20 protein-coding genes are annotated in these 18,013 nt (G+C 45.1%); 10 read left to right on the top strand and 10 right to left on the bottom strand.

From position 1 onward, the window contains the following. Positions 1-10: 10 nt before the first annotated feature. Positions 11-160 carry a hypothetical protein gene (locus QUA24_RS03140; RefSeq protein WP_333227122.1) on the bottom strand — a complete coding sequence of 50 codons (150 nt, stop codon included), beginning with the start codon at positions 158-160 and terminating at the stop codon, positions 11-13. A gap of 288 nt (positions 161-448) precedes the next feature. Between QUA24_RS03140 and QUA24_RS03135 the strand changes: the two genes are divergently transcribed. Continuing rightward, positions 449-925: an orange carotenoid protein N-terminal domain-containing protein gene (locus tag QUA24_RS03135; RefSeq protein WP_333157866.1), complete on the top strand. Its 477-nt coding sequence runs from the start codon at positions 449-451 to the stop codon at positions 923-925. Between the two features lie 218 nt (positions 926-1,143). Here QUA24_RS03135 and QUA24_RS03130 read toward each other — a convergent pair whose 3' ends face one another. From QUA24_RS03130 to QUA24_RS03115, 4 genes are all read right to left on the bottom strand, one after another. Continuing rightward, positions 1,144-1,818 (bottom strand): acetoacetate decarboxylase family protein, encoded by a 675-nt coding sequence (locus QUA24_RS03130; protein ID WP_333227119.1) that lies wholly within the window; start codon positions 1,816-1,818, stop codon positions 1,144-1,146. Between the two features lie 279 nt (positions 1,819-2,097). After that, the gene (locus QUA24_RS03125) at positions 2,098-3,579 is read right to left on the bottom strand and encodes an S-layer homology domain-containing protein (protein WP_333227117.1); all 1,482 of its coding nucleotides are present in this window, start codon (positions 3,577-3,579) and stop codon (positions 2,098-2,100) included. A 269-nt stretch (positions 3,580-3,848) separates the two neighbouring features. Beyond that, on the bottom strand, positions 3,849-4,835 hold the full coding sequence (locus QUA24_RS03120) for a hypothetical protein (RefSeq protein WP_333227116.1): 987 nt from the start codon (positions 4,833-4,835) through the stop codon (positions 3,849-3,851). A 4-nt stretch (positions 4,836-4,839) separates the two neighbouring features. Next, positions 4,840-5,529 carry a polysaccharide deacetylase family protein gene (locus QUA24_RS03115; RefSeq protein ID WP_333227113.1) on the bottom strand — a complete coding sequence of 230 codons (690 nt, stop codon included), beginning with the start codon at positions 5,527-5,529 and terminating at the stop codon, positions 4,840-4,842. Positions 5,530-5,609: 80 nt separating this feature from the next. On the opposite strand from QUA24_RS03115, the gene QUA24_RS03110 reads away from it, so the two are divergent. From QUA24_RS03110 to QUA24_RS03080, 7 genes are all read left to right on the top strand, one after another. Then, complete coding sequence (locus QUA24_RS03110) at positions 5,610-5,789, top strand: DUF433 domain-containing protein (RefSeq protein ID WP_333227111.1); 180 nt, start codon at positions 5,610-5,612, stop codon at positions 5,787-5,789. A gap of 182 nt (positions 5,790-5,971) precedes the next feature. Continuing rightward, entirely contained in the window at positions 5,972-6,136 is a 165-nt protein-coding gene (locus QUA24_RS03105; RefSeq protein WP_333227109.1) for a hypothetical protein, read from the top strand. Then, positions 6,133-6,900 carry a ChaB family protein gene (locus QUA24_RS03100; protein WP_333227108.1) on the top strand — a complete coding sequence of 256 codons (768 nt, stop codon included), beginning with the start codon at positions 6,133-6,135 and terminating at the stop codon, positions 6,898-6,900. Before QUA24_RS03105 ends, QUA24_RS03100 begins: the two co-directional genes overlap by 4 nt. Before the next feature lie 259 nt (positions 6,901-7,159). Beyond that, positions 7,160-7,318, top strand: coding sequence for a rubredoxin (rd, locus tag QUA24_RS03095; protein ID WP_333227106.1), 159 nt, complete (start codon positions 7,160-7,162; stop codon positions 7,316-7,318). A 24-nt stretch (positions 7,319-7,342) separates the two neighbouring features. Next, positions 7,343-8,590, top strand: a complete 1,248-nt coding sequence (locus QUA24_RS03090; RefSeq protein WP_445242580.1) for an NAD(P)/FAD-dependent oxidoreductase — start codon at positions 7,343-7,345, stop codon at positions 8,588-8,590. 183 nt (positions 8,591-8,773) lie between these two features. After that, a complete protein-coding gene (locus QUA24_RS03085) occupies positions 8,774-9,451 on the top strand; it encodes a hypothetical protein (RefSeq protein WP_333227102.1) in 678 nt (225 codons plus the stop codon). A gap of 88 nt (positions 9,452-9,539) precedes the next feature. Continuing rightward, a complete protein-coding gene (locus tag QUA24_RS03080) occupies positions 9,540-10,313 on the top strand; it encodes a class II aldolase/adducin family protein (RefSeq protein ID WP_333227100.1) in 774 nt (257 codons plus the stop codon). A 112-nt stretch (positions 10,314-10,425) separates the two neighbouring features. On the opposite strand, the gene QUA24_RS03075 is transcribed toward QUA24_RS03080, so the two are convergent. The 4 genes from QUA24_RS03075 to QUA24_RS03060 all read right to left on the bottom strand — a co-directional run bounded on the left by QUA24_RS03075 (position 10,426) and on the right by QUA24_RS03060 (position 13,184). Further along, a complete protein-coding gene (locus QUA24_RS03075; RefSeq protein WP_333227098.1) occupies positions 10,426-11,328 on the bottom strand; it encodes an Rpn family recombination-promoting nuclease/putative transposase in 903 nt (300 codons plus the stop codon). A gap of 37 nt (positions 11,329-11,365) precedes the next feature. Next, on the bottom strand, positions 11,366-12,112 hold the full coding sequence (locus tag QUA24_RS03070; protein ID WP_333227097.1) for a HEAT repeat domain-containing protein: 747 nt from the start codon (positions 12,110-12,112) through the stop codon (positions 11,366-11,368). Between the two features lie 327 nt (positions 12,113-12,439). Then, positions 12,440-12,976, bottom strand: coding sequence for a GNAT family N-acetyltransferase (locus tag QUA24_RS03065; RefSeq protein WP_333227095.1), 537 nt, complete (start codon positions 12,974-12,976; stop codon positions 12,440-12,442). Positions 12,977-12,980: 4 nt separating this feature from the next. Beyond that, entirely contained in the window at positions 12,981-13,184 is a 204-nt protein-coding gene (locus tag QUA24_RS03060; protein WP_333227093.1) for a hypothetical protein, read from the bottom strand. 135 nt (positions 13,185-13,319) lie between these two features. On the opposite strand from QUA24_RS03060, the gene QUA24_RS03055 reads away from it, so the two are divergent. Continuing rightward, on the top strand, positions 13,320-14,681 hold the full coding sequence (locus tag QUA24_RS03055) for a calcium-binding protein (RefSeq protein ID WP_333214010.1): 1,362 nt from the start codon (positions 13,320-13,322) through the stop codon (positions 14,679-14,681). Between the two features lie 213 nt (positions 14,682-14,894). Continuing rightward, on the top strand, positions 14,895-16,253 hold the full coding sequence (locus QUA24_RS03050; RefSeq protein WP_333214008.1) for a calcium-binding protein: 1,359 nt from the start codon (positions 14,895-14,897) through the stop codon (positions 16,251-16,253). A 324-nt stretch (positions 16,254-16,577) separates the two neighbouring features. Here QUA24_RS03050 and QUA24_RS03045 read toward each other — a convergent pair whose 3' ends face one another. Further along, positions 16,578-17,942 carry an MFS transporter gene (locus QUA24_RS03045; RefSeq protein WP_333214006.1) on the bottom strand — a complete coding sequence of 455 codons (1,365 nt, stop codon included), beginning with the start codon at positions 17,940-17,942 and terminating at the stop codon, positions 16,578-16,580. Positions 17,943-18,013 lie beyond the last annotated feature (71 nt).

Genomic DNA, 18,013 nt, shown 5'->3' with positions numbered 1-18,013 from the left:
TCAAAGTTTTTTATAATTCAAAGTGAGCTGTACCTTGAGCGGCCCTTTTCACAAGTTCTCCGTTGATTAACTCAACTCGATCGTCCTCGCCAAAGAACCCCTGTTCTGTCAGGCGGTGATATTCCGCTAGGGTGAAGCGTTTTACAGTTGCGATCGACATAACAGCCACCTCAATACAGGTATGTTGCGATTATAGGCGATCGTCGCTCGGCTAAACAATGCTAATCATGAGCTCCGCTAACAACAATCGTGTCAAATTTTCCTCATCCTTTGGTTGCAAATTTTCCCAGTTTTGGTCAATTTCCTCCCCGAACTTATGTCCGGGATCATCTCTGTCTTAAGCAAGATTCTAGCATCACTATTTATTAGGTACTTTAACTTAAGTAGCAAACAAAAGTTTTCTCACAAATAAGAAAACTGAGCAATACATATTATTTTGGAGGCTTGAATGACCTTTACTACCAGTGCTTACGACCAAGGAAAAGCAGATATTAAGCAGTTGAGTGTAGACGACCAATTAGGTTTGCTGTGGTTTGTTTACACCGAAATGGGCAAGTCGATAACGCCAGCGGCTCCCGGTGCTTCCGGTTCCGAAATCGCTCAGGGTTTGTTCGAGCAAGTCAAGCCTCTGCCCCACCAAGAACAACTACAAGTAATGCGGGACATTGCCTCAAAAGCCAATACTGAAATCAGCCGGATGTACGGCTCAATGAGTCCTGAAACCAAGCTGGCTTTTTGGTATTTCCTAGCGGTAGGAATGGACGAAGGAACTATTATTCCTGTGCCTCCAGACTATCAACTTCCCGACGCCGGAAAAGCTTTATTAGGAAAGATTGAGGGCATGGATTTCCAGCAGCAAATTGATTTCCTTCGCGGTACAATTTTAGAAATGGGTGCTGAAGCCGCTCCGGGGGCTGGCATTTAAAAATAGAACTTACTACGAAAAAAAACCCGGTTTCTCGGATGTCGCAACGACGCATTTAGGAAAAAACCCGGTTTTTAGCCGTTGGATGCCTAACTCCTCAAAAAGATTAGTAAGTAGCTCAAACTAATACGTAGCGACAGAAACCCGGCTTCTTGAAGAAACCGGGTTTCTGGCTGTTCTGTTTTTTTAGGTTGACGGAAAATACCCGCACTTGACAGCTAATAACTGAATTCAACGGCTCTATTTCCTACAACTTCCGGCGCAGCGACTGTTAAACGCATATCTTCGCAGGCAACTGTTAGCAAGGGCTGACCTAAGTTTAAACTGGCAAAAGGGCTTTCTTGTGGCACATCTAACTCGCCTCTAATCAAGCCGATTCGAGAAGCCAATTCTCCTTTAAATAACAGCACATTGCTGCTGTCAGCGCTGAAAACATTTCCGCTAAAAGGCAGCGGGAAAGCTAAAGTTTGCTGGCTGTAATTGAGGCTGCACAGTTGACGGTTTCCTTGGCGAACTATGACGCGGTAGCCTAGCGGTGCTGCCTTTACCGAATCGCTACCTTCCCAACTAAATTGAGCTAATTCTTTAGGAAGTCCCCAAATTTCGCGCCCGCCGGCTACCGAGTTAGGATTGTCTACGTAGATGTGGGAAATCCAAGCGCCCCATTTTCCAGCATAATTGGCGATCGCGCTAACTACAATTAACTCATTGTATTCCATCACCGAACCCAACCCGTAGGAGGATATATAAATGCCACCTAGGGTTTTTCCGGGCAATAAAGAGATGATTTCTAATTCAGAGGGAACCAAGGGGCGCACTCGTGCCACATCTACCAATTGTAAAGTCTGAACAGCATAACCTTGCAGATTCCAAGGTGCAGATGGATATACCATTTTAAGTAATTAAATGTCTGAGGTTTTGTATTTATTTTAGCTTAGGGTCTAAAAAGCGACAGCCCTTTGCATTTCTTCACACCTTGTGAGGAAATTTAGTTTATTTAAACAAATTAATATGTGACGAGAAATTCGATGAATAATTGACGTGGGTTATCTGTTGTAGGGGGGCGGGTTTAGTAATATTGTCAACAGGAATTAGATATTATTATTCAAACCCACCCCTACAGATATTATCAGCGTTTCTCCGGGTTCATCTGCGGTTAAAAACCTCGAAGTCTACTTACTAGCATAACCCGTACTCACCAAAAACTCCCGCAACTTCCCAAAGAATTGAGTACGATCGCGTCCTTGATAAACCCTCTCCAACAACTGCCAACCTTCCGCCTCCTGGCCCATGACATACTTGTTCGCCATGAAGGCCGCCAACACCCCTTTTACCTCCCCATCTTCACTCAGACGCTTGTTAGATTCCAGCCAAAGCTCAGCAGAATTCGTGTATACTTCCACCGGATACTGTTTGCTAACATCTTGCATTTTACCTTGGCGGTACTGCCAAATTTGTAGCGGAAAGCGAGAATCAGCATAATTTGTAAAAGCCTCGGAAAATCTGCCGTCCTGACTCTTAAACTCTGGGATATCATTTTTGCCAAAATCGACTATTTCGTAACTCACATTGCCCCAGAAATGCTTGAGATGACTGTATTTTTTAGCAGCAGAGTCATAGCGGTAAATAAACGAATAATTGCAGCAGCGGACGCCGCTTTTGATTGACACTAAATCTGCCAGCACTTCCGGTTCCTTGTCCCCGTCCAAATCACGGATTCGCAGCGATAAAAAACGTCCTTCTGATATTTCTTCGCTGGCTCTTTGGTCGGGATTATCTACTAGAGAGCGAGTCGGAATCAGCACGGGTTCTTCTAATAAAGTTTTACCGTCGCGGATAATTCTGATGCGGAGATTTTTAGCATTTTCTGCTTCTTTTACGAAAGAAACTTCCGCCCGAACTTTCCCCGCTTCCGAAGTTTCTGTTGTTCTCGGCGGGCCGATATTCGGCGGAACTTGGGCGATATATTGGGTAGGAACTAAGGCAGTTTGACCGGGTTTGGCGATCGCCTGACAGAAAAAAGTTGCGACTTCGGCGCGAGTAGCATTCCGAGTAGGTTCTAGCTGTTTAACAGCCGGATAATTCACCACAAGTTGTTTTTCTGTGGCGGCGGCGATCGCACTTCTGGCTAGTTCGGGAATTTGTGGCGCATCCTCAAAAGTCGCATCCAAAATCTCAGCCGCCGAGCCCGTAGGTGTATATTTCAAGCCGCTGGTTAAAGCTACCAAAGCCTGCCAGCGGGTAATATTCAAAGTCGGGTTAAAGATACTGCCACTGTATCCAGACATAAAACCCGTCTGATAAGCTTCTCGAATTGCTTTAAAACCCCAGTAATTTGTAGGAATATCTGCAAAGTCGATCGGAGCTCGGACGGTTTTGGCATCGGGAAAAGCCATGCGAACCATCGCCGCAAACTCAGCGCGGCTGACGGGGCGATTCGGGCGAAAAGTGCCGTCTTCGTAGTAGCCACTGATGATTTTTTTCTGTGCTAACTCCTCAATGCAACCTTGCGCCCAATGGTCGTTAACATCCTTAAATTTGGCTTGAGCAAATGCCGGCGCTACATTCATGCCCGGAAACATTAAATTCCCGATGATTATCACTAGGGCTACCACTAAACCGATAATAGCTTGCCGTCTGTGCGATCGAATCATAGAACAGACTCCTCTACTTACAAATTGGCGATCGAAACTTTAGGAAACTTTATACTTTATATATAGCCATCCTCGCATTATTTGTGAATTTCTTACTTTCTCCGCGCGGGTTCGGGGAGGGTTGGGGTGGGGTAAAAAATTTACGACTCCTGCAAGGATTGCTATATCAGGTATATTAACCCGATTTAATACCATTTCTTAAAAATTTCCCCGCGACCAAGGACACGGCACTGCCGTGTCCCTAATTTTTCGAGTTCCTATAATAAAGGTTACTTCGACTCTAAAGTCATCTCCATCGCCATTTTTGTTGTGATTGTTAATTCTTCAGAACTGCCAGCATTTTTAGCACTCATTTCGCTATTTGAACTAATAGACACAGTAGCGCGAAAAGGAATTAATCTATCTAACCGTCCTGTAACTTTTCCCCGACCCTGAGAACTAAAAGATTTTAGGGTTAATGTACTTCCAGCAGGCAGTTGAGGAGAGCTAATATTTTGGGGGTTTGCTTGCTGCTCTATACTTACATTCATAGAGACAACTCCATCTTGCCAGCTAGCCAATTCATAGGTAGCAATGTCATTCACATTCATGCCACTGAAACCAGAAGAAGAAGAAACGCGCCATTTGGCTCCTTTTCCGACGGCTTCGGCAGGCAGCGGCGAACCGAGTTGCTCTAGAGATTTAGACATTTGTCGAACCATTTGTTTGACGTTATTGTCAGCTCCTGCGGGCAAAATAATGTCGCCTCCTTTATGAAAACCGCGATTGTCCATGATGAAAGATCCTTTCACTCCCACGATGTTTTTGAGTGCAGAACGCATGGCATTTAGGGCGGCGGGCTGGGTATTGCCAGTATCACCGACGATATTTGCATTAGTGTAAGCAAACTCGTAGTAAATATCGCCGTTGGAATCAATTTTAGTGACTTTGGTCTCGAAAGTCATCACCGATACAGGAATTTTAGCCGCAGCCGAAGACTGACCAGATGCGGATATGTCCATATTCATTTTGACGGTCATCACAGTTATTTCTTTGACATTGATAGCTGGTTTCAAACGTAGTTGCTGTCGGGGTTCAACTCCCGGATTTAGCAGTTCCACTTGCGGGGTTTTCGAGCTAGGGGCAGGCGCGGATAAGCCACGGGCTGGCTGCTGAACTACAAGTGGAGTTTCAGCACTGAGCGAAGCAGGAGAAAGCTCGATCGCCCATCCGGCACTTACCAAACAAAGAGATGCAATAAACTGTCTTTTTGTCATTAACTTAATTTCCTCTTATTTGAATGTTTGCCTGTTCCCACAGTCGATCGACTGTCACGAATTTGTAACCTTTATACAAAAGCAATGGAATTATTTTATCAGCAGAAGCTGCAACATCTTCACCGCCGCAATATCCGTCGTGCAGTACAATAATTGATCCGTTTTCTGTTTGCTGCACGATGCGACTAATAACTTTTCTCACCCCCGGCCGCACCCAATCTTCCGGGACAACACTCCACATTACAGGGCGATATTCCCACTGTTGCAATAACTCTAATGTTCGCGGCGTAAAAATGCCGTTGGGTGGCCGCACGTCCAGGATTAATTTTGGGTCTAAATCGCAAGCTTTGGCAATTGCTTTCTGTGTGTCTTCTAAACTTTGTTTGAGTTCGTGGGTTTTGAGTTTGGGAAACGATATATGCTGGTAGCCGTGGAGGCAGATCCAGTGTCCGCGATCGTACACTTCTTTAGCCGTTTCTGGATGCCTGTCAACGCAAAAACCCAGCCAGAAAAAACTAGCTTTGATGTCGTATTTATCTAAAATTTTTAACAGTTGAGGTGTGTGCTGACGGTGCGGCCCGTCGTCAAATGTGAGGGCAATTTCTCGGCTGTTGATATCTCCCGTCCACAGACATCCGGGAAAAGCAGATTTGAGGATGGGATGAACGACAGGAAACAGGGGTGCTAATGGCATTGGTTAATGTTGCGAAAGTGCGATCGGGTAGAAATGAAGCTGCGTTACAATAGAATAAAGTTAACTCAATCTAGGTAAATATGACAACTGCCGTTGATATTGGAACGCTAATTGTCAGCAGGCCGGGAACTTGCGGCAGCCACCAGCGCCTCGCCAAAACCGGAATTACCGTAAAAAATATTGCTATTGATTTTAATGCTGCGCTCACTCCAGAACAAATCATGGATGAAAAACCGCACTTGACTTTATCGCCCATATAAATTTATGGTTTACTAGCCTACTCTTAGGCTAATCAAGACAAAATTGACGCGGATATAGCAGCAGGAAAGGCTGATTGTGAGTCCGATCAATCTGAACAAACAATAAAAGTTAAAGCGTTACAATAAAATATAATGAGAATATTTGTAAGGTTATATGAGAGCTAAATAACTATCTGTAATAGATGAGTAATCCGTCCTTGAAAAATCCCTTAACTCTTTTGATAGAGCCTCAAACTATATCCGATCGCATCGACCTCTATCTCGCGGTTGATGCGATCGCCCTACACTGTCTTCCTATACTAAAAACCAGCATAACTAATCGAGAAACCCTCAAGGAGGAAAAATGACAGAGGAATACCTAGCCGAACGCACAGTTTCAGCCGTATTTAAGGAAGAAGAACAATTAGACGGCGTAATTCGGCGGTTGCTCGATCGCGGAGTTTCCCGCGACCACATCTCAGTAATGGGAAAAAACTTTCAATCTAAAACTAAAATTGCCGGCTTTATTACTAAAAAAGATGTGATATTAGGCGGTCTGCGAAGCGGGGCGATTTTTGGTTCCTTATTCGGTTCTTTTTTGGGTTTGCTAACAGGCGTCGGTGTGCTGTTTATTCCCTTTGTCGGTGCAGTAGTATCGGCGGGCCCGCTGGGCGCGGTACTGTTGGGTGCAGCTAGCGGCGCGATCGCAGGTTCGGCCGGTGCGGGTCTAGTTTCCGCTTTAGTCACTTTGGGAATGCCCGAAGAGAAAGCAACTATCTATCAAACTCGCGTTGAAGCAGGCGAATTTCTCGTGATGGCAGAAGTTCCTGCCGACCGTGCGGGCGAATTTCAACTCTTGCTAGAAAGTGCAGGTGGGGAAGAGATAGCTATTAGCGAGATGACCTTGCCGCGCGCCGTCAAAGGTCGCTGCAATAGTCCGGCAGACTTGTCTCCAGAAGTGCGATCGCACCTGTCGGAAGCTGCTCAAAAAACCTTTATGGAATCCTACAACGCCGCATTTGACGAAAGCAACGACTCGATACAAGCGGAACACACCGCTTGGAGCGCCATTCACCAGCAGTACGAAGAAGATGAAAACGGCGTTTGGACTAAGCCTTTAGCGAAAGTCTAGTCTTTCAATCGCAGCAAACTAATAAAAAATAAAATCCCGCCTCTAGAACTACCGTTCTAGAGGCTTTGACGATTTGAGATTTGAGATTTTATAATTGTGTAAAGCTTAATGAGATTTGAGATTTTATAATTGTGCAAAATTGAATTTTTAATAATTTGGTAATGGCCGAAAGTCGCATTACTTTTTGAAAGTGGTATTGCACTAAGTTGCGTTGTCCAGTACAATCTATAGGCTTACAATATAAAATTGAGTTAAGCAAATGCAAAAATACGTTTGTACAGTTTGCAATTACGTCTATGATCCAGAAGTAGGCGACCCCGACGGAGGCATAGATCCCGGTACACCCTTTGAAGATATCCCCGACGATTGGGTTTGTCCCACTTGCGGGGCGGCAAAATCCGATTTTGAACCAGAATAAGCGAGAAAAAATTTGTCCGATCAAATCCTCAAAATTACAATCATTGGCGGCGGTGCTGCTGGTTTTTTTAGTGCAATTACCTGTGCCAAAACCTACCCGCAGGCCCGCGTCACTTTACTAGAAGCTGGCCGGCAACTCCTGGCAAAAGTTCGCATCTCTGGCGGCGGGCGCTGCAATGTGACTCACGCTTGTTTTGACCCCGGTGTTTTAGTGCAGAATTACCCCAGAGGAGGGAAAGCTCTGCGCGGTGCTTTTACTCGATTTCAACCCCGCGATACTGTAGAATGGTTTGCAGGTCACGGTGTGAAGTTGAAAACAGAAGAAGACGGGCGAATGTTTCCGATCACAGACGATTCGGCGACAATTGTTAACTGTTTGATCCGGGCTGCTGAGGATGCAGGCGTAAAAATTCGCACTGGTGATGCAGTCGTTTCAGTAAAGAAATTAACAGGGAATAACGCAGAGGGCGAACCAGGGGACACTGCCCCTAGGTTTGAAATTGAATTGAAATCCGGGGAGAGTTTTAAGTGCGATCGCATTCTTCTCGCTACAGGCAGCAATCCGTCGGGTTATAAGTGGGCAAAAGATTTAGGTAATACTGTAGAACAGCCCGTTCCTTCTCTATTTACTTTTAATATTTCCGACAGCAGAATCAAAGATTTAGCCGGAATTTCTGTTCCTAATGCTAAGGTGAAATTGCCGGGAGCTAAATTAGAACAAAGCGGGCCTTTGCTAATTACTCACTGGGGTTTAAGCGGGCCTGCTGTACTCAAACTTTCGGCTTGGGGTGCGAGATTTTTGCACGATCGCCATTATAAGACTTCTGTTCTAATTAATTGGCTTCCCCAGTACAATGCGGAAGTTTTGCGGCAGCAACTGCTAGCGGTTAAGTCGCAGTTGTCGCACCGATTGATTGTGTCTAGCTGTCCGTTTCCGGTGCCGCGCCGCCTCTGGGAACGCTTGACAAGTTCGATCGGCATTGATGAGCAAAAACGCTGGGCCGACTTATCTAACAAAATCCTCGATCGCCTCCTGCAAGAACTCGTTCAAGGCGAATATCAGGTTGCCGGAAAAGGCGCTTTTAAAGAAGAGTTCGTCACGTGCGGCGGTGTCAACCTCAAAGAAGTCGATTTTAAGACAATGGAAAGCCGCCGCTGTCCCGGACTTTTCTTTGCTGGCGAAATCTTGGATATCGACGGCGTGACGGGCGGTTTCAACTTCCAAAGTGCCTGGACTACAGCGTGGTTGGCCGGGAACGCGATCGGCAAATGATACCATTTTAGATTTTAGATTGGGGAATATTTGTTCTGTAAAGGTTTGGGAGTTGCGATCGGGCGATCGGCTCGCCTGTATTAAATTTTGTGTTATTTTTGAATTAAGGCGCACCAAATGTGTGTCAACTTCAGATTGTAGACAAAATTCGCAGTTTGGCGGAGTTAACATTGGGTGAGATACATGAAAAACTTGAATCTAAAAACCCTAGAGTTCGATCGCAACCTTGACAGCCATTTTGACTCCCCTTTCATCGAAAAAAATGGCTTGCTGGAACTCAGCCCCAAATTTATCACTCCCGAATTTTTAACAACCTGGACGTTTGAAACACACCTGTACGACGAACAAGTTGCGATCGACCACTTTGTCCTCACATTCCCTAGCCGCACCGAACTCGAAAACTACGCCAAATCTTTTTACCCATTCGGCGTCAAAACAGTTGAAGGCCCCGACTTGTTCCCGATTAACTTTTGTGCGGAAAACATTAATGTTCCCTCCGACTTGTGGCTGCATTTAATGACCTTATTAATGCCAGCCGGTGGCTTAGTAGTATTAGATGCGCCCCACGCAGCCGGCGACCAAACAGACCGCTTCCAGCAAGAAAGAGGATTAGAAGCAGTTCACCACGTCGCGATTCGAGTTGAAAACGTGCAGAATGCTGCTAAGATATGGCAAAATAAAAACTTTAAACCGCTATCAGAGCATCCTCTAAACTCCGGCTCATTAACCCAGTGGTTTCTGCAAAACCCCGCCGGGCAAATTCTCGAATTAATAGAACGTCGCCCCGGTAACAACGCCACCTTTGACTGCAAAAACATCGCAGGTTTGCGCCTTAGTGAAGATAAATTCAGTAGTCAGTAGTCAGTAGTTAACGGTTAACAGTCAACAGTCAACGGTTAACAGTCAACAATGCCCAATGCCCAATGCCCAATTCCCAATTCCCAAATCTATGGTTGCAATAAAAATCCCCAAAGTCACTTTTCAACCCCCAACGTTCAACTCTATTGAAGAAGAACGCCGCCACCGCAAACAGCGTTTAGCCGCCGCATTCCGATTATTTGCCCGCTTCGGATTCAGCGAAGGAGTGGCCGGACATATCACCGTCCGCGACCCCGAACACCTAGACCATTTTTGGGTCAATTCTTTTGGAATGCACTTTAGTTTAATTCGAGTCAGCGACCTAATTTTAGTCAACCACAAAGGCGAAGTTGTTGAAGGAAATAAACCCGTAAACGAAGCAGCATTTGCCATTCATTCCCAAGTACACAGCGCCCGCCCCGACGTAATCGCAGCAGCCCACGCTCATTCTCCCTACGGCAAAAGTTGGTCGAGTTTGGGTCGCCTGCTTGACCCGCTGACGCAAGATGCTTGTTCTTTTTATGAAGACCAAGCTTTATTTGACGATTATACCGGAGTTGTTTTGGAAATCGAAGAAGCTAAACGCATCGCCAAAACTTTAGGTGAGAAAAAAGCTATTATCTTACAAAATCACGGACTGTTAACAGTAGGTCAAACAGTAGATGAAGCAGCTTGGTGGTTTATTGCAATGGAACGTTCTTGTCAAGCGCAGTTAATGGCCGAAGCTGTGGGAAAACCAATTCTCATCAAGCCAGAATGTGCGCGTTTAACACAGCAGCAAGTAGGGTCTCACCGCATGGGATGGTTTAGCTTTCAACCGCTTTATGACATGATAGTGCGCCGGGAACCCGACTTATTAGATTAGAAACTCGGCGGTTGAAACCGCTACTAAACAAACTCTCGTCTGCCGGCGCCGACTAAATAATAAAGGGGGTATTAAAGCCTGATTTAGTATCAGGAGTACAAAAGTTATAAATTCATGCTGAAGCCGATTCCAACCAAGCTATCAAATCCTCTTGACGGGTAAAATCTAACAAGATTTCTCCTAAATCCTCCAATAGTTGGGGAGATAGCTGCTGGATGCGAGTTTGAATTTCTGGTGGTATTTCACCAGTGCGCCGCGCGAGTAGACGCAGGATTAATGCTGTTTCCCCCTCAATTATGCCTTCTTTGCGACTTTTAATAATAGCACCGCGCTGGTCTTCAAAAAACATTTCCCGCTTTTCCAATTCCTCTAATTCCTTAAGGGTTAAATTAGTTCTGCTGGCGATGGAAAAAGCTGTTTGAATTTCGGGAATTGATGCAAATTTTTCCGGAATTTCATCGAATAGGGGAGCATTTTTGATAAAATAAACCCAGCTTTGAATTATGTTTTCGACTTGTTCTAGTTCTTTGTTAAACTTGGGCAGTTCGACAAATACTAATTCAATTTCTCTGTTATAATACTCGAAGTTTTCTTCGAGTTCTTTAAATACAAAATGGGTGAGAAACTTTTCGGTATTTTCAAACAGAATAAAATCTGTAATTGTTAAAGCAATCAGAGGATTTAATTTAGAGTATCCTTCCCTGGGTCTGAGTTGAGTTGCGTAGGTTTTGGCGGCATTGTACACTACCCGTTTAGTAAAAGCTTCTACATTTATTACCTGCATTTCGATAATCACAGTTTTGTTGCCTGTAATTTTGGCTTTAACATCCAGGTAAGTGTCTTTTAATCCAGTAACGCTTGGCGCGGCGTAAGGGTCAATAATTTCTAAGTCTTCAATGGTTGGCTGTGCGTCGTAGAGCATTGCATTGAGGAAGCTAATCAAAATTTCCTTGCTCTGGGGCGAACCAAAGATTTTTTTGAAACCAAAATCTGTTTTAGCACTGATGAAAGGCATAATTAATAGTGGGTAATTGGTAATGGGGGCGTTTAAATCATAAAAGTCCTTCCATTTCTAAATCTTCAATAATCTGCAATCCGCGCGGGTCGCCAACTCGCAAAAGTGAAGATTTAGCATCTTCCCGCACGCCCATATCTTCATCTTCTTCTAAAGCTTCAATCAAACCGTCGATCGCCCCAGCGTACACTATATTATTCGGCAATTCGCGGGCCAGTTGCCCGATCGCCCAAGCGCAGTTGCTCCGCACAGCAGATACAGTATCTCCCCGCAGCGCTTCAATCAACGGTGGAATCGCCGCAATCACCACAGAGTAACCAACTTTGGCCATTTGACCCAGAGAACTCGCCGCCCACAAACGCACCGCCGAAATATCAGTTTTCAGAGCATCAATTAAAGATGGCAAAGCGCGGTGGTCGTTGCAATTTCCCAGGGCCCAAACTACCCCTTTGCGAACGTAACCGTTCCAGTCGCGGTTGAGCTGAAGAATCAGCGGTTCCACAGCATCTGGGCTCGGATTTCGCCCCAACGCATAAGCCGCGCTCACCCGCACCAAGGGGCAACCGTCTCTCAATAAATTAATTAAATGCGAAATTGCTCGATCGTCCTGCAGTTCGCAAAAAGCCCGCGCCGCAATCATCCGGTGCTGAGGTTCCGGGGATTCCAGCAAAGGCAGCATTTCCTCGGGATCTGGCAGCGGGGGTTCGGATTCATAAATTTGATCCAAAGGGCTTTCCAGTTCCGTGTCAGTATCAAGGGCGTTGGAGTAGTCGTTATTGTTCATAAAAAAACTTTACCGCACAGAGGATGCTCCTAAGCAACTCAGTCAGCAGTCAGCAGTCAGCAGTCAATAATGATAGGGTGCGCGCGCAGTACCTTACTACAAACAAATACCTCTGCTGTCACCTAAGTTGGTAGCGAGGACTTCAGTCCTCATAATTGCTGTCACCTAAGTTTGTAGTGAGGACTGAAGTCCTCATAATTGGGATGAATCAGGACTAAAATCCTTACTACAAACGAATATCTCTGCTTTTACTTAAGTTGGTAGTGAGGACTGAAATCGTCATAATCAGGACTTTAGCCCTGATTCCCAACCTGCACAATTTATATTTCAAAGAGACTTGAGCATCGAGACGGAATGACTTTGATAGCCTAATTTTTGATAGAGATTCACCGCAGGCTGATTGCTCAGAAATACTTGCAAACCAATTTGCCGATCGCCTCTTTCCCGCGCCCAATTCTCAGCATGAATAACTAAAGCTGCACCGACTCCTAGACGGCGATGTTCCGGTGCTACGTACAGCAAAAAAATGTGAGCGTAGCGTTCTCCGGTGGTTTGGTCGATCGCATTTCCCAACCACAAACATCCGACAACCGATTGGAGATTTTGCGCCTGAGATTGGGGATTGAGATACTGCGAGGGAAGCGCCGACAAAATTTCTGCCTCTTCCTGGCTGTTTTTCTGGCACTCTACCCACCAAACCGGCGTCTGGTTAGAAAAATACTGCTCGACAGTTTGAGCCAAATGTCCCAATTCCCCATCCGGGTAAAGCTCTTGGTAAGTCCGGTGCATAAACTTTACCAGTTTTGCCCGATCGAGTCCCGATCCCGATCGCAGCCAGTAACCCGGTATTAGTTGAGCAGACATCAGCTCAGCGGACACGGAAAGCGGAATAATTTAGCCCCAAGAACATTGGATTGACTACTGCCGCTTGCTTTTGAGGGATCGCTTCCTCAATCGGTGCCGGGGCAGCCATGTCACCAGGCAAAAAGATGCGAGCACTGACTGCTACCAGAGCCGCGAAAAATACTAATACCGCTATCAATGGAGCAATGTATTGACGAATAATACCCATAACCGCAAAAACTTAATTCTTGAGTTGATATTATCAAGTGTACCATACAAATCTTGTCAGCTATAATTGCTGCCATTGGACAATTAGCTCAAGCCTGAGCGATCGCAAATACCAACTAACAGAAAATCTAATATTATGAGTGCCTCGCCTGCTGTTTATGAAGATCTGGCTAAGTCAATTGTTTTTTTGAATCAAAAGCCGAGCGCGCAAAATGAAATTTCGACTTTCCTAGATACTAATGGCTACTATATCGATCGCATATTCGACGACCCAGAAACAAACTTTTATGCGATCGGGTTCGGTTCATCCAATCCCGAAAACCCGCCAGCCCTCGTATTTAAAGGTACAGACTTCATCGACGGCGACGCTATCTTTTCCGACTCGCGAGACATTGGTTTACCTGAATTTGAAAAGAACAAAGATAATATCAAAAATTGGCTCACAGAAATCGGTCAAGATACTGGTAAGAACCCCAACAAATTATTGCCCGATGTCATCGGACACAGTTGGGGCGGAGCAGTCGCTCAAATTGTAGCAACCGAATACACATCTCTGACCAGTGATATTTTTACTTTCAACTCTCCGGGAGTCTCCGCGAATACATTCACCAGTTTTCGGAGAAATCTCGGCAGAGTCGGCAACAAAAATGTCACTCACTACATTGTCAGCGGAGATTTCGTCAGCTTGTTTGGTGAAGCATTTATTCCGGGTAAAGTATTTATCCAAAGTTTTACAGATCCGAGTATTAATCCCTTAACTGTTTTGGCAAAACATCGAACTGAAAATTTGTTAACTACTCCGCCCGTGGGTTTTTTGCAGAGGCAAATTTCCGTAGAACAATTAAACAGTCCCGAATTTGCTTATAACAACGACTCAGATTTTAACGAGTTTATCGCTGCGATGAATTTCGCCCTGCCCAATGTGTCAGTCGCCATCAGAACCAGAGGCGGTGCAGAGAGTTTGAGAACAGCACCAGAATTTTCTTTTGTGCAGTTGATCAGAGAAATGCAATACGGTTTAGCTCCCTTACAACCGAATTATTTATCAGGCGACGCTCGTAGCAATACTGCTACGGGGGGCCCTGGAGAGGATACAGTTATCGGCAACGGCGGTAACGATACTCTCAGAGGCAATCGAGGTAATGACAGCATCATCGGTGGTGATGGCGACGATTTCTTGTACGGCGGCAGAGATAACGATTATTTGGAAGGTGGCGACGGAAACGATTTGGTTTCCGGCGAGTTTGGCAACGATTTTTTAATTGGTGGTGCGGGGCGCGATCGCTTTGTATTGGAATCCGGCGGCGGAGCAGATGTGATTTTAGATTTTCAAGATAGTAAAGATTTAATTACACTGTCGAGGGGTCTAACTTTTCCTCAAATTATAGTAACTCAAGGTGTTGACGGAGCTTTAATTACTATCCCGATTACTGGGGAAATTCTTGCTACTCTCAGAGGCGTAGTTGCCAGCGATATTACGCGGGTAGATTTTGTATAGCTTTAGGGTGCTCAAAATTGGTATTTTTGGTGGCGCAAAATCTGCATGGGTTTTGTAGAGAGAGTTTTTTTGTATTAAAAAATCTCTATCAATTTGCCCCTAAAAAACCCATAAAAATGACCAATTAATATGGTCAATAAACGAAGTTTATAGTAAACTTAGTTAAGTAGCTTAAAAACTAATTCCCCCTCAAACGACAGGAAATAAAAAAATATGCCCTCCTCCCCCGCCGCTTACGAAACTATAGCCAAGCAACTTGCTTACATAGATGACCAGCCCCAGTTTCAAACTTTAGTTCAAACAGGCTTGAGTGCTGCTGGCTACCAAATCGATCGCACCTTTGACGATCCCGGAACTGGATTTCATGCGATCGGCTTAATTTCCACCACCTCAGACAAACCGCCAGTTTTAGTATTTCGCGGCACCGACTCGCCCGTAGATGATCTTGCTAACGGAGACCCGCGCGGCACCGGTTTTAACCAATTTGAAGCCAACAAACAAGCATTAGGAAATTGGCTGACCCAAATCAGTCAAGATACAACCAAAAACCCCAGCCGCTTGCAACCAGACCTTCTGGGACACAGCTTGGGCGGCGCCATAACGCAACTAGCCGCCACTGAATTCACATCTGCGATCGGAGATGTTGTCACCTTTAATTCTCCTGGAGTTGATCAGAGCACCGTCAATACATTCAAGCAGAAAGTCGGTGCCGGAAAAAATGTAACTCACTACGTAGTTGAGGGGGATTTTGTTAGTTTGGGAGGAGAAGCTTTTCTCCCCGGAAAAGTAGTTCTTCAAACATTTACTAACCCGGTTATTAACCCGCTACTTGTCTTGGACAAGCACACGCAAAGCGGTTTGTTAACTTCTCCACCTCCCGGATTGACTCAGAAAGAAATCTCTGTAGACGAGTTGAGCCGCCCTGATTTCACTTTCACCGATTCCGATTATTTAGAGCTGTTAGCTGGCGTAGACTTTACACTGCCCGACTTGGCAACCTCGCTGGAATCGCGCAGCAGTTTAGAGCAATTAAGAAGCACTCCGGGAGCCTCATTTTTAGCAAACGTTGCAGCAATGCAAACTGCTCTAGAGCCATCCCAAATTAATAATTTAGTCGGCGACGATGCCAACAATACAGCATCAGGTTTTGGAGGGGACGATATTATCACTGGCAATGGGGGCAACGACACTCTCAGTGGCAACAAAGGCAACGATATTATCAGCGGTGGCAGCGGCAACGATCGGCTATTAGGCGGCAAAGGGGATGACAATTTGAGCGGTGGAGAAGGAGACGATACACTCATTGGCGCAATGGGTGCGGATCTCTTAATTGGTGGCGCTGGACGCGACGTATTGGTGTTAGGAGCAGGTGCCGGTACAGATACACTTGTAGACTTTCAAAAGGGTCAAGATTTAATCGGTTTGAGCGGAGGTTTGACCTTCAACCAAGTGAGAGTTACTGCAGGCGATTTTATAACGACGATTGAACTGGCCCGTAATGGCGAAGTTCTTGCCAGTATTCCTGGCATTCCAAGTAGTCCGCTAACAGCTAGTGATTTTATTGCGATTTAGTTCGCGGCTGGCAATACAGATATTGTGTAGGGACACAACAATGTTGTGTCCTTATTTTATGAACGCAAGCGCACATAATTTATACTCCAATACGCTTGGGATAAGAATAATCTGATTTCCTTTCACAAGTTTGGAACTCTCATAAATACGTGAAATGAAATTCGTCTTAAAGCGCTAACCCAAGTGTATTGATTTATACTCATTCCATGATTACAAACATCAATATTCCTCTAGGGAGGGGTTGACCGAAATCTCCAAAAGTAGTGCAGACATTGGTAAACCAGACCCGCCCGAATATTAGAGTTATAGCCACCGGACTTGATATTAATCGAAATCGTCCAGTCCAGGCCTGGGCATGGATGCCAATTTTTTCTCATCGTCTAGGGGCAGAAAGAAAATGGTTAGCATACCGGGAATCACAGCCAGCGCGCTCATCAAAAAATAATTTTGATAGCCGAGACTCGCCTGCAAGTAGCCGCTGAAAACGCCCGGAATCAGAACTCCTGCGGCCATAAAAGCAGTTGTAATTGCATAGTGAGATGCTTCGTATTCAGGGCGGACAGTCCGCATCAAGAACACTGTATAGGCAGCTACGCCAAGTCCGTAAGTAAATTGCTCGATCGAGTTTACAGCATAAGCCCATTCAATCCCCGGTTGATTTATTGCCAACAGCCAATACAGCACGTTAGTTGAATTTTGCAGAATAGCCGTCGGCCACATCCATTTTTTCAATCCTTGTTTGGCAATCAAATAGCCGCCTAGCAACCCTCCAATTAACAGAAACATTACCCCTAAAGTACCGGATAATAAGCCCATATCCGACGTAGAAACTGCTAATCCTCCTTTCTCAACTTTATCCATCAAAAATGGCGGAGCCATTTTAAACGTCAAGGCATCGCCCAAGCGAAAAATCAAGACGTAAGCCACAATCCAACCTATTTTATCTTGCTGAAAATAGGTTTTGAATGCTTCGATAAAGCTGGTTCTTTGTTGGGGCGTGTCGGATTCCAGATCGTAATTTCGAGGATAGGGAAGATACCACCGCTGAAAGAGATATATCAGCACAAACATAATTGCACAAATGCCAAAGGCTGTCGCCCATCCGTAGTTAAGCGCAGACACGCTAAAATCCGAACCGAAAAATGACAGTGGAATGTTTTGATATATTTTGGTGTCGCCTGTATTCCCGGTGACTAAATGGTTTTCGGCCAGTTTCCCGGCTAAGAACACCAATAAACCGCTACCGGCAATGACAGCACCTCTATAAGCCGTGTTGCGAACCCCGACAAATAGTGCTTGTTGGTCTTTATTTAGAGTGTTTAAATAAAATCCGTCAATGGCGATGTCGTGAGTAGCTGACACAAAGGCGATCGCGGTAAAGATAACAAGCGATATAATAATCGGTGCGGGCGTTAATACGCCAAAAGCCAGGAAAGCAAACAGGAAAGCACAAATGATTTCGGTTGTTAAAATCCATTTGCGTTTCGTGGAATACAAATCAACAACGGGCCCCCACAAACCTTTTAAAACCCAAGGAAAAGACAAAAGACTTGTCAATCCGATCAATTCGTTGCTGGTTCCCATACCTTTCAAAAAAATCACCGACATTAAATTAACGACGGTGTAAGGGAGACCTTGAGCGAAGTATAATACTGATACCCACAATCCAGCGTTATGCTTTTTTTCCATTGCAGAGATATTTAACCTAGTTACTTATTTGATTTACTGAGTGCGATCGACAATTCCGGTCAATTCAACCC

This window comes from Microcoleus sp. Pol12B5, from assembly GCF_036701335.1.
Lineage (GTDB): Bacteria > Cyanobacteriota > Cyanobacteriia > Cyanobacteriales > Microcoleaceae > Microcoleus.
The sequence above is the reverse complement of the archived record's forward strand: the minus strand, read 5'-3'. Positions and strand labels throughout refer to the sequence as shown.

What these genes read in the sequence shown, in the direction of transcription:
- QUA24_RS03140 (WP_333227122.1), bottom strand. Translation starts at nt 160, where the DNA reads ATGTCGATCGCAACTGTAAAACGCTTCACCCTAGCGGAATATCACCGC.
- QUA24_RS03135 (WP_333157866.1), top strand. Translation starts at nt 449, where the DNA reads ATGACCTTTACTACCAGTGCTTACGACCAAGGAAAAGCAGATATTAAG.
- QUA24_RS03130 (WP_333227119.1), bottom strand. Translation starts at nt 1,818, where the DNA reads ATGGTATATCCATCTGCACCTTGGAATCTGCAAGGTTATGCTGTTCAG.
- QUA24_RS03125 (WP_333227117.1), bottom strand. Translation starts at nt 3,579, where the DNA reads ATGATTCGATCGCACAGACGGCAAGCTATTATCGGTTTAGTGGTAGCC.
- QUA24_RS03120 (WP_333227116.1), bottom strand. Translation starts at nt 4,835, where the DNA reads ATGACAAAAAGACAGTTTATTGCATCTCTTTGTTTGGTAAGTGCCGGA.
- QUA24_RS03115 (WP_333227113.1), bottom strand. Translation starts at nt 5,529, where the DNA reads ATGCCATTAGCACCCCTGTTTCCTGTCGTTCATCCCATCCTCAAATCT.
- QUA24_RS03110 (WP_333227111.1), top strand. Translation starts at nt 5,610, where the DNA reads ATGACAACTGCCGTTGATATTGGAACGCTAATTGTCAGCAGGCCGGGA.
- QUA24_RS03105 (WP_333227109.1), top strand. Translation starts at nt 5,972, where the DNA reads ATGAGTAATCCGTCCTTGAAAAATCCCTTAACTCTTTTGATAGAGCCT.
- QUA24_RS03100 (WP_333227108.1), top strand. Translation starts at nt 6,133, where the DNA reads ATGACAGAGGAATACCTAGCCGAACGCACAGTTTCAGCCGTATTTAAG.
- rd (WP_333227106.1), top strand. Translation starts at nt 7,160, where the DNA reads ATGCAAAAATACGTTTGTACAGTTTGCAATTACGTCTATGATCCAGAA.
- QUA24_RS03085 (WP_333227102.1), top strand. Translation starts at nt 8,774, where the DNA reads ATGAAAAACTTGAATCTAAAAACCCTAGAGTTCGATCGCAACCTTGAC.
- QUA24_RS03080 (WP_333227100.1), top strand. Translation starts at nt 9,540, where the DNA reads ATGGTTGCAATAAAAATCCCCAAAGTCACTTTTCAACCCCCAACGTTC.
- QUA24_RS03075 (WP_333227098.1), bottom strand. Translation starts at nt 11,328, where the DNA reads ATGCCTTTCATCAGTGCTAAAACAGATTTTGGTTTCAAAAAAATCTTT.
- QUA24_RS03070 (WP_333227097.1), bottom strand. Translation starts at nt 12,112, where the DNA reads ATGAACAATAACGACTACTCCAACGCCCTTGATACTGACACGGAACTG.
- QUA24_RS03065 (WP_333227095.1), bottom strand. Translation starts at nt 12,976, where the DNA reads ATGTCTGCTCAACTAATACCGGGTTACTGGCTGCGATCGGGATCGGGA.
- QUA24_RS03060 (WP_333227093.1), bottom strand. Translation starts at nt 13,184, where the DNA reads ATGGGTATTATTCGTCAATACATTGCTCCATTGATAGCGGTATTAGTA.
- QUA24_RS03055 (WP_333214010.1), top strand. Translation starts at nt 13,320, where the DNA reads ATGAGTGCCTCGCCTGCTGTTTATGAAGATCTGGCTAAGTCAATTGTT.
- QUA24_RS03050 (WP_333214008.1), top strand. Translation starts at nt 14,895, where the DNA reads ATGCCCTCCTCCCCCGCCGCTTACGAAACTATAGCCAAGCAACTTGCT.
- QUA24_RS03045 (WP_333214006.1), bottom strand. Translation starts at nt 17,942, where the DNA reads ATGGAAAAAAAGCATAACGCTGGATTGTGGGTATCAGTATTATACTTC.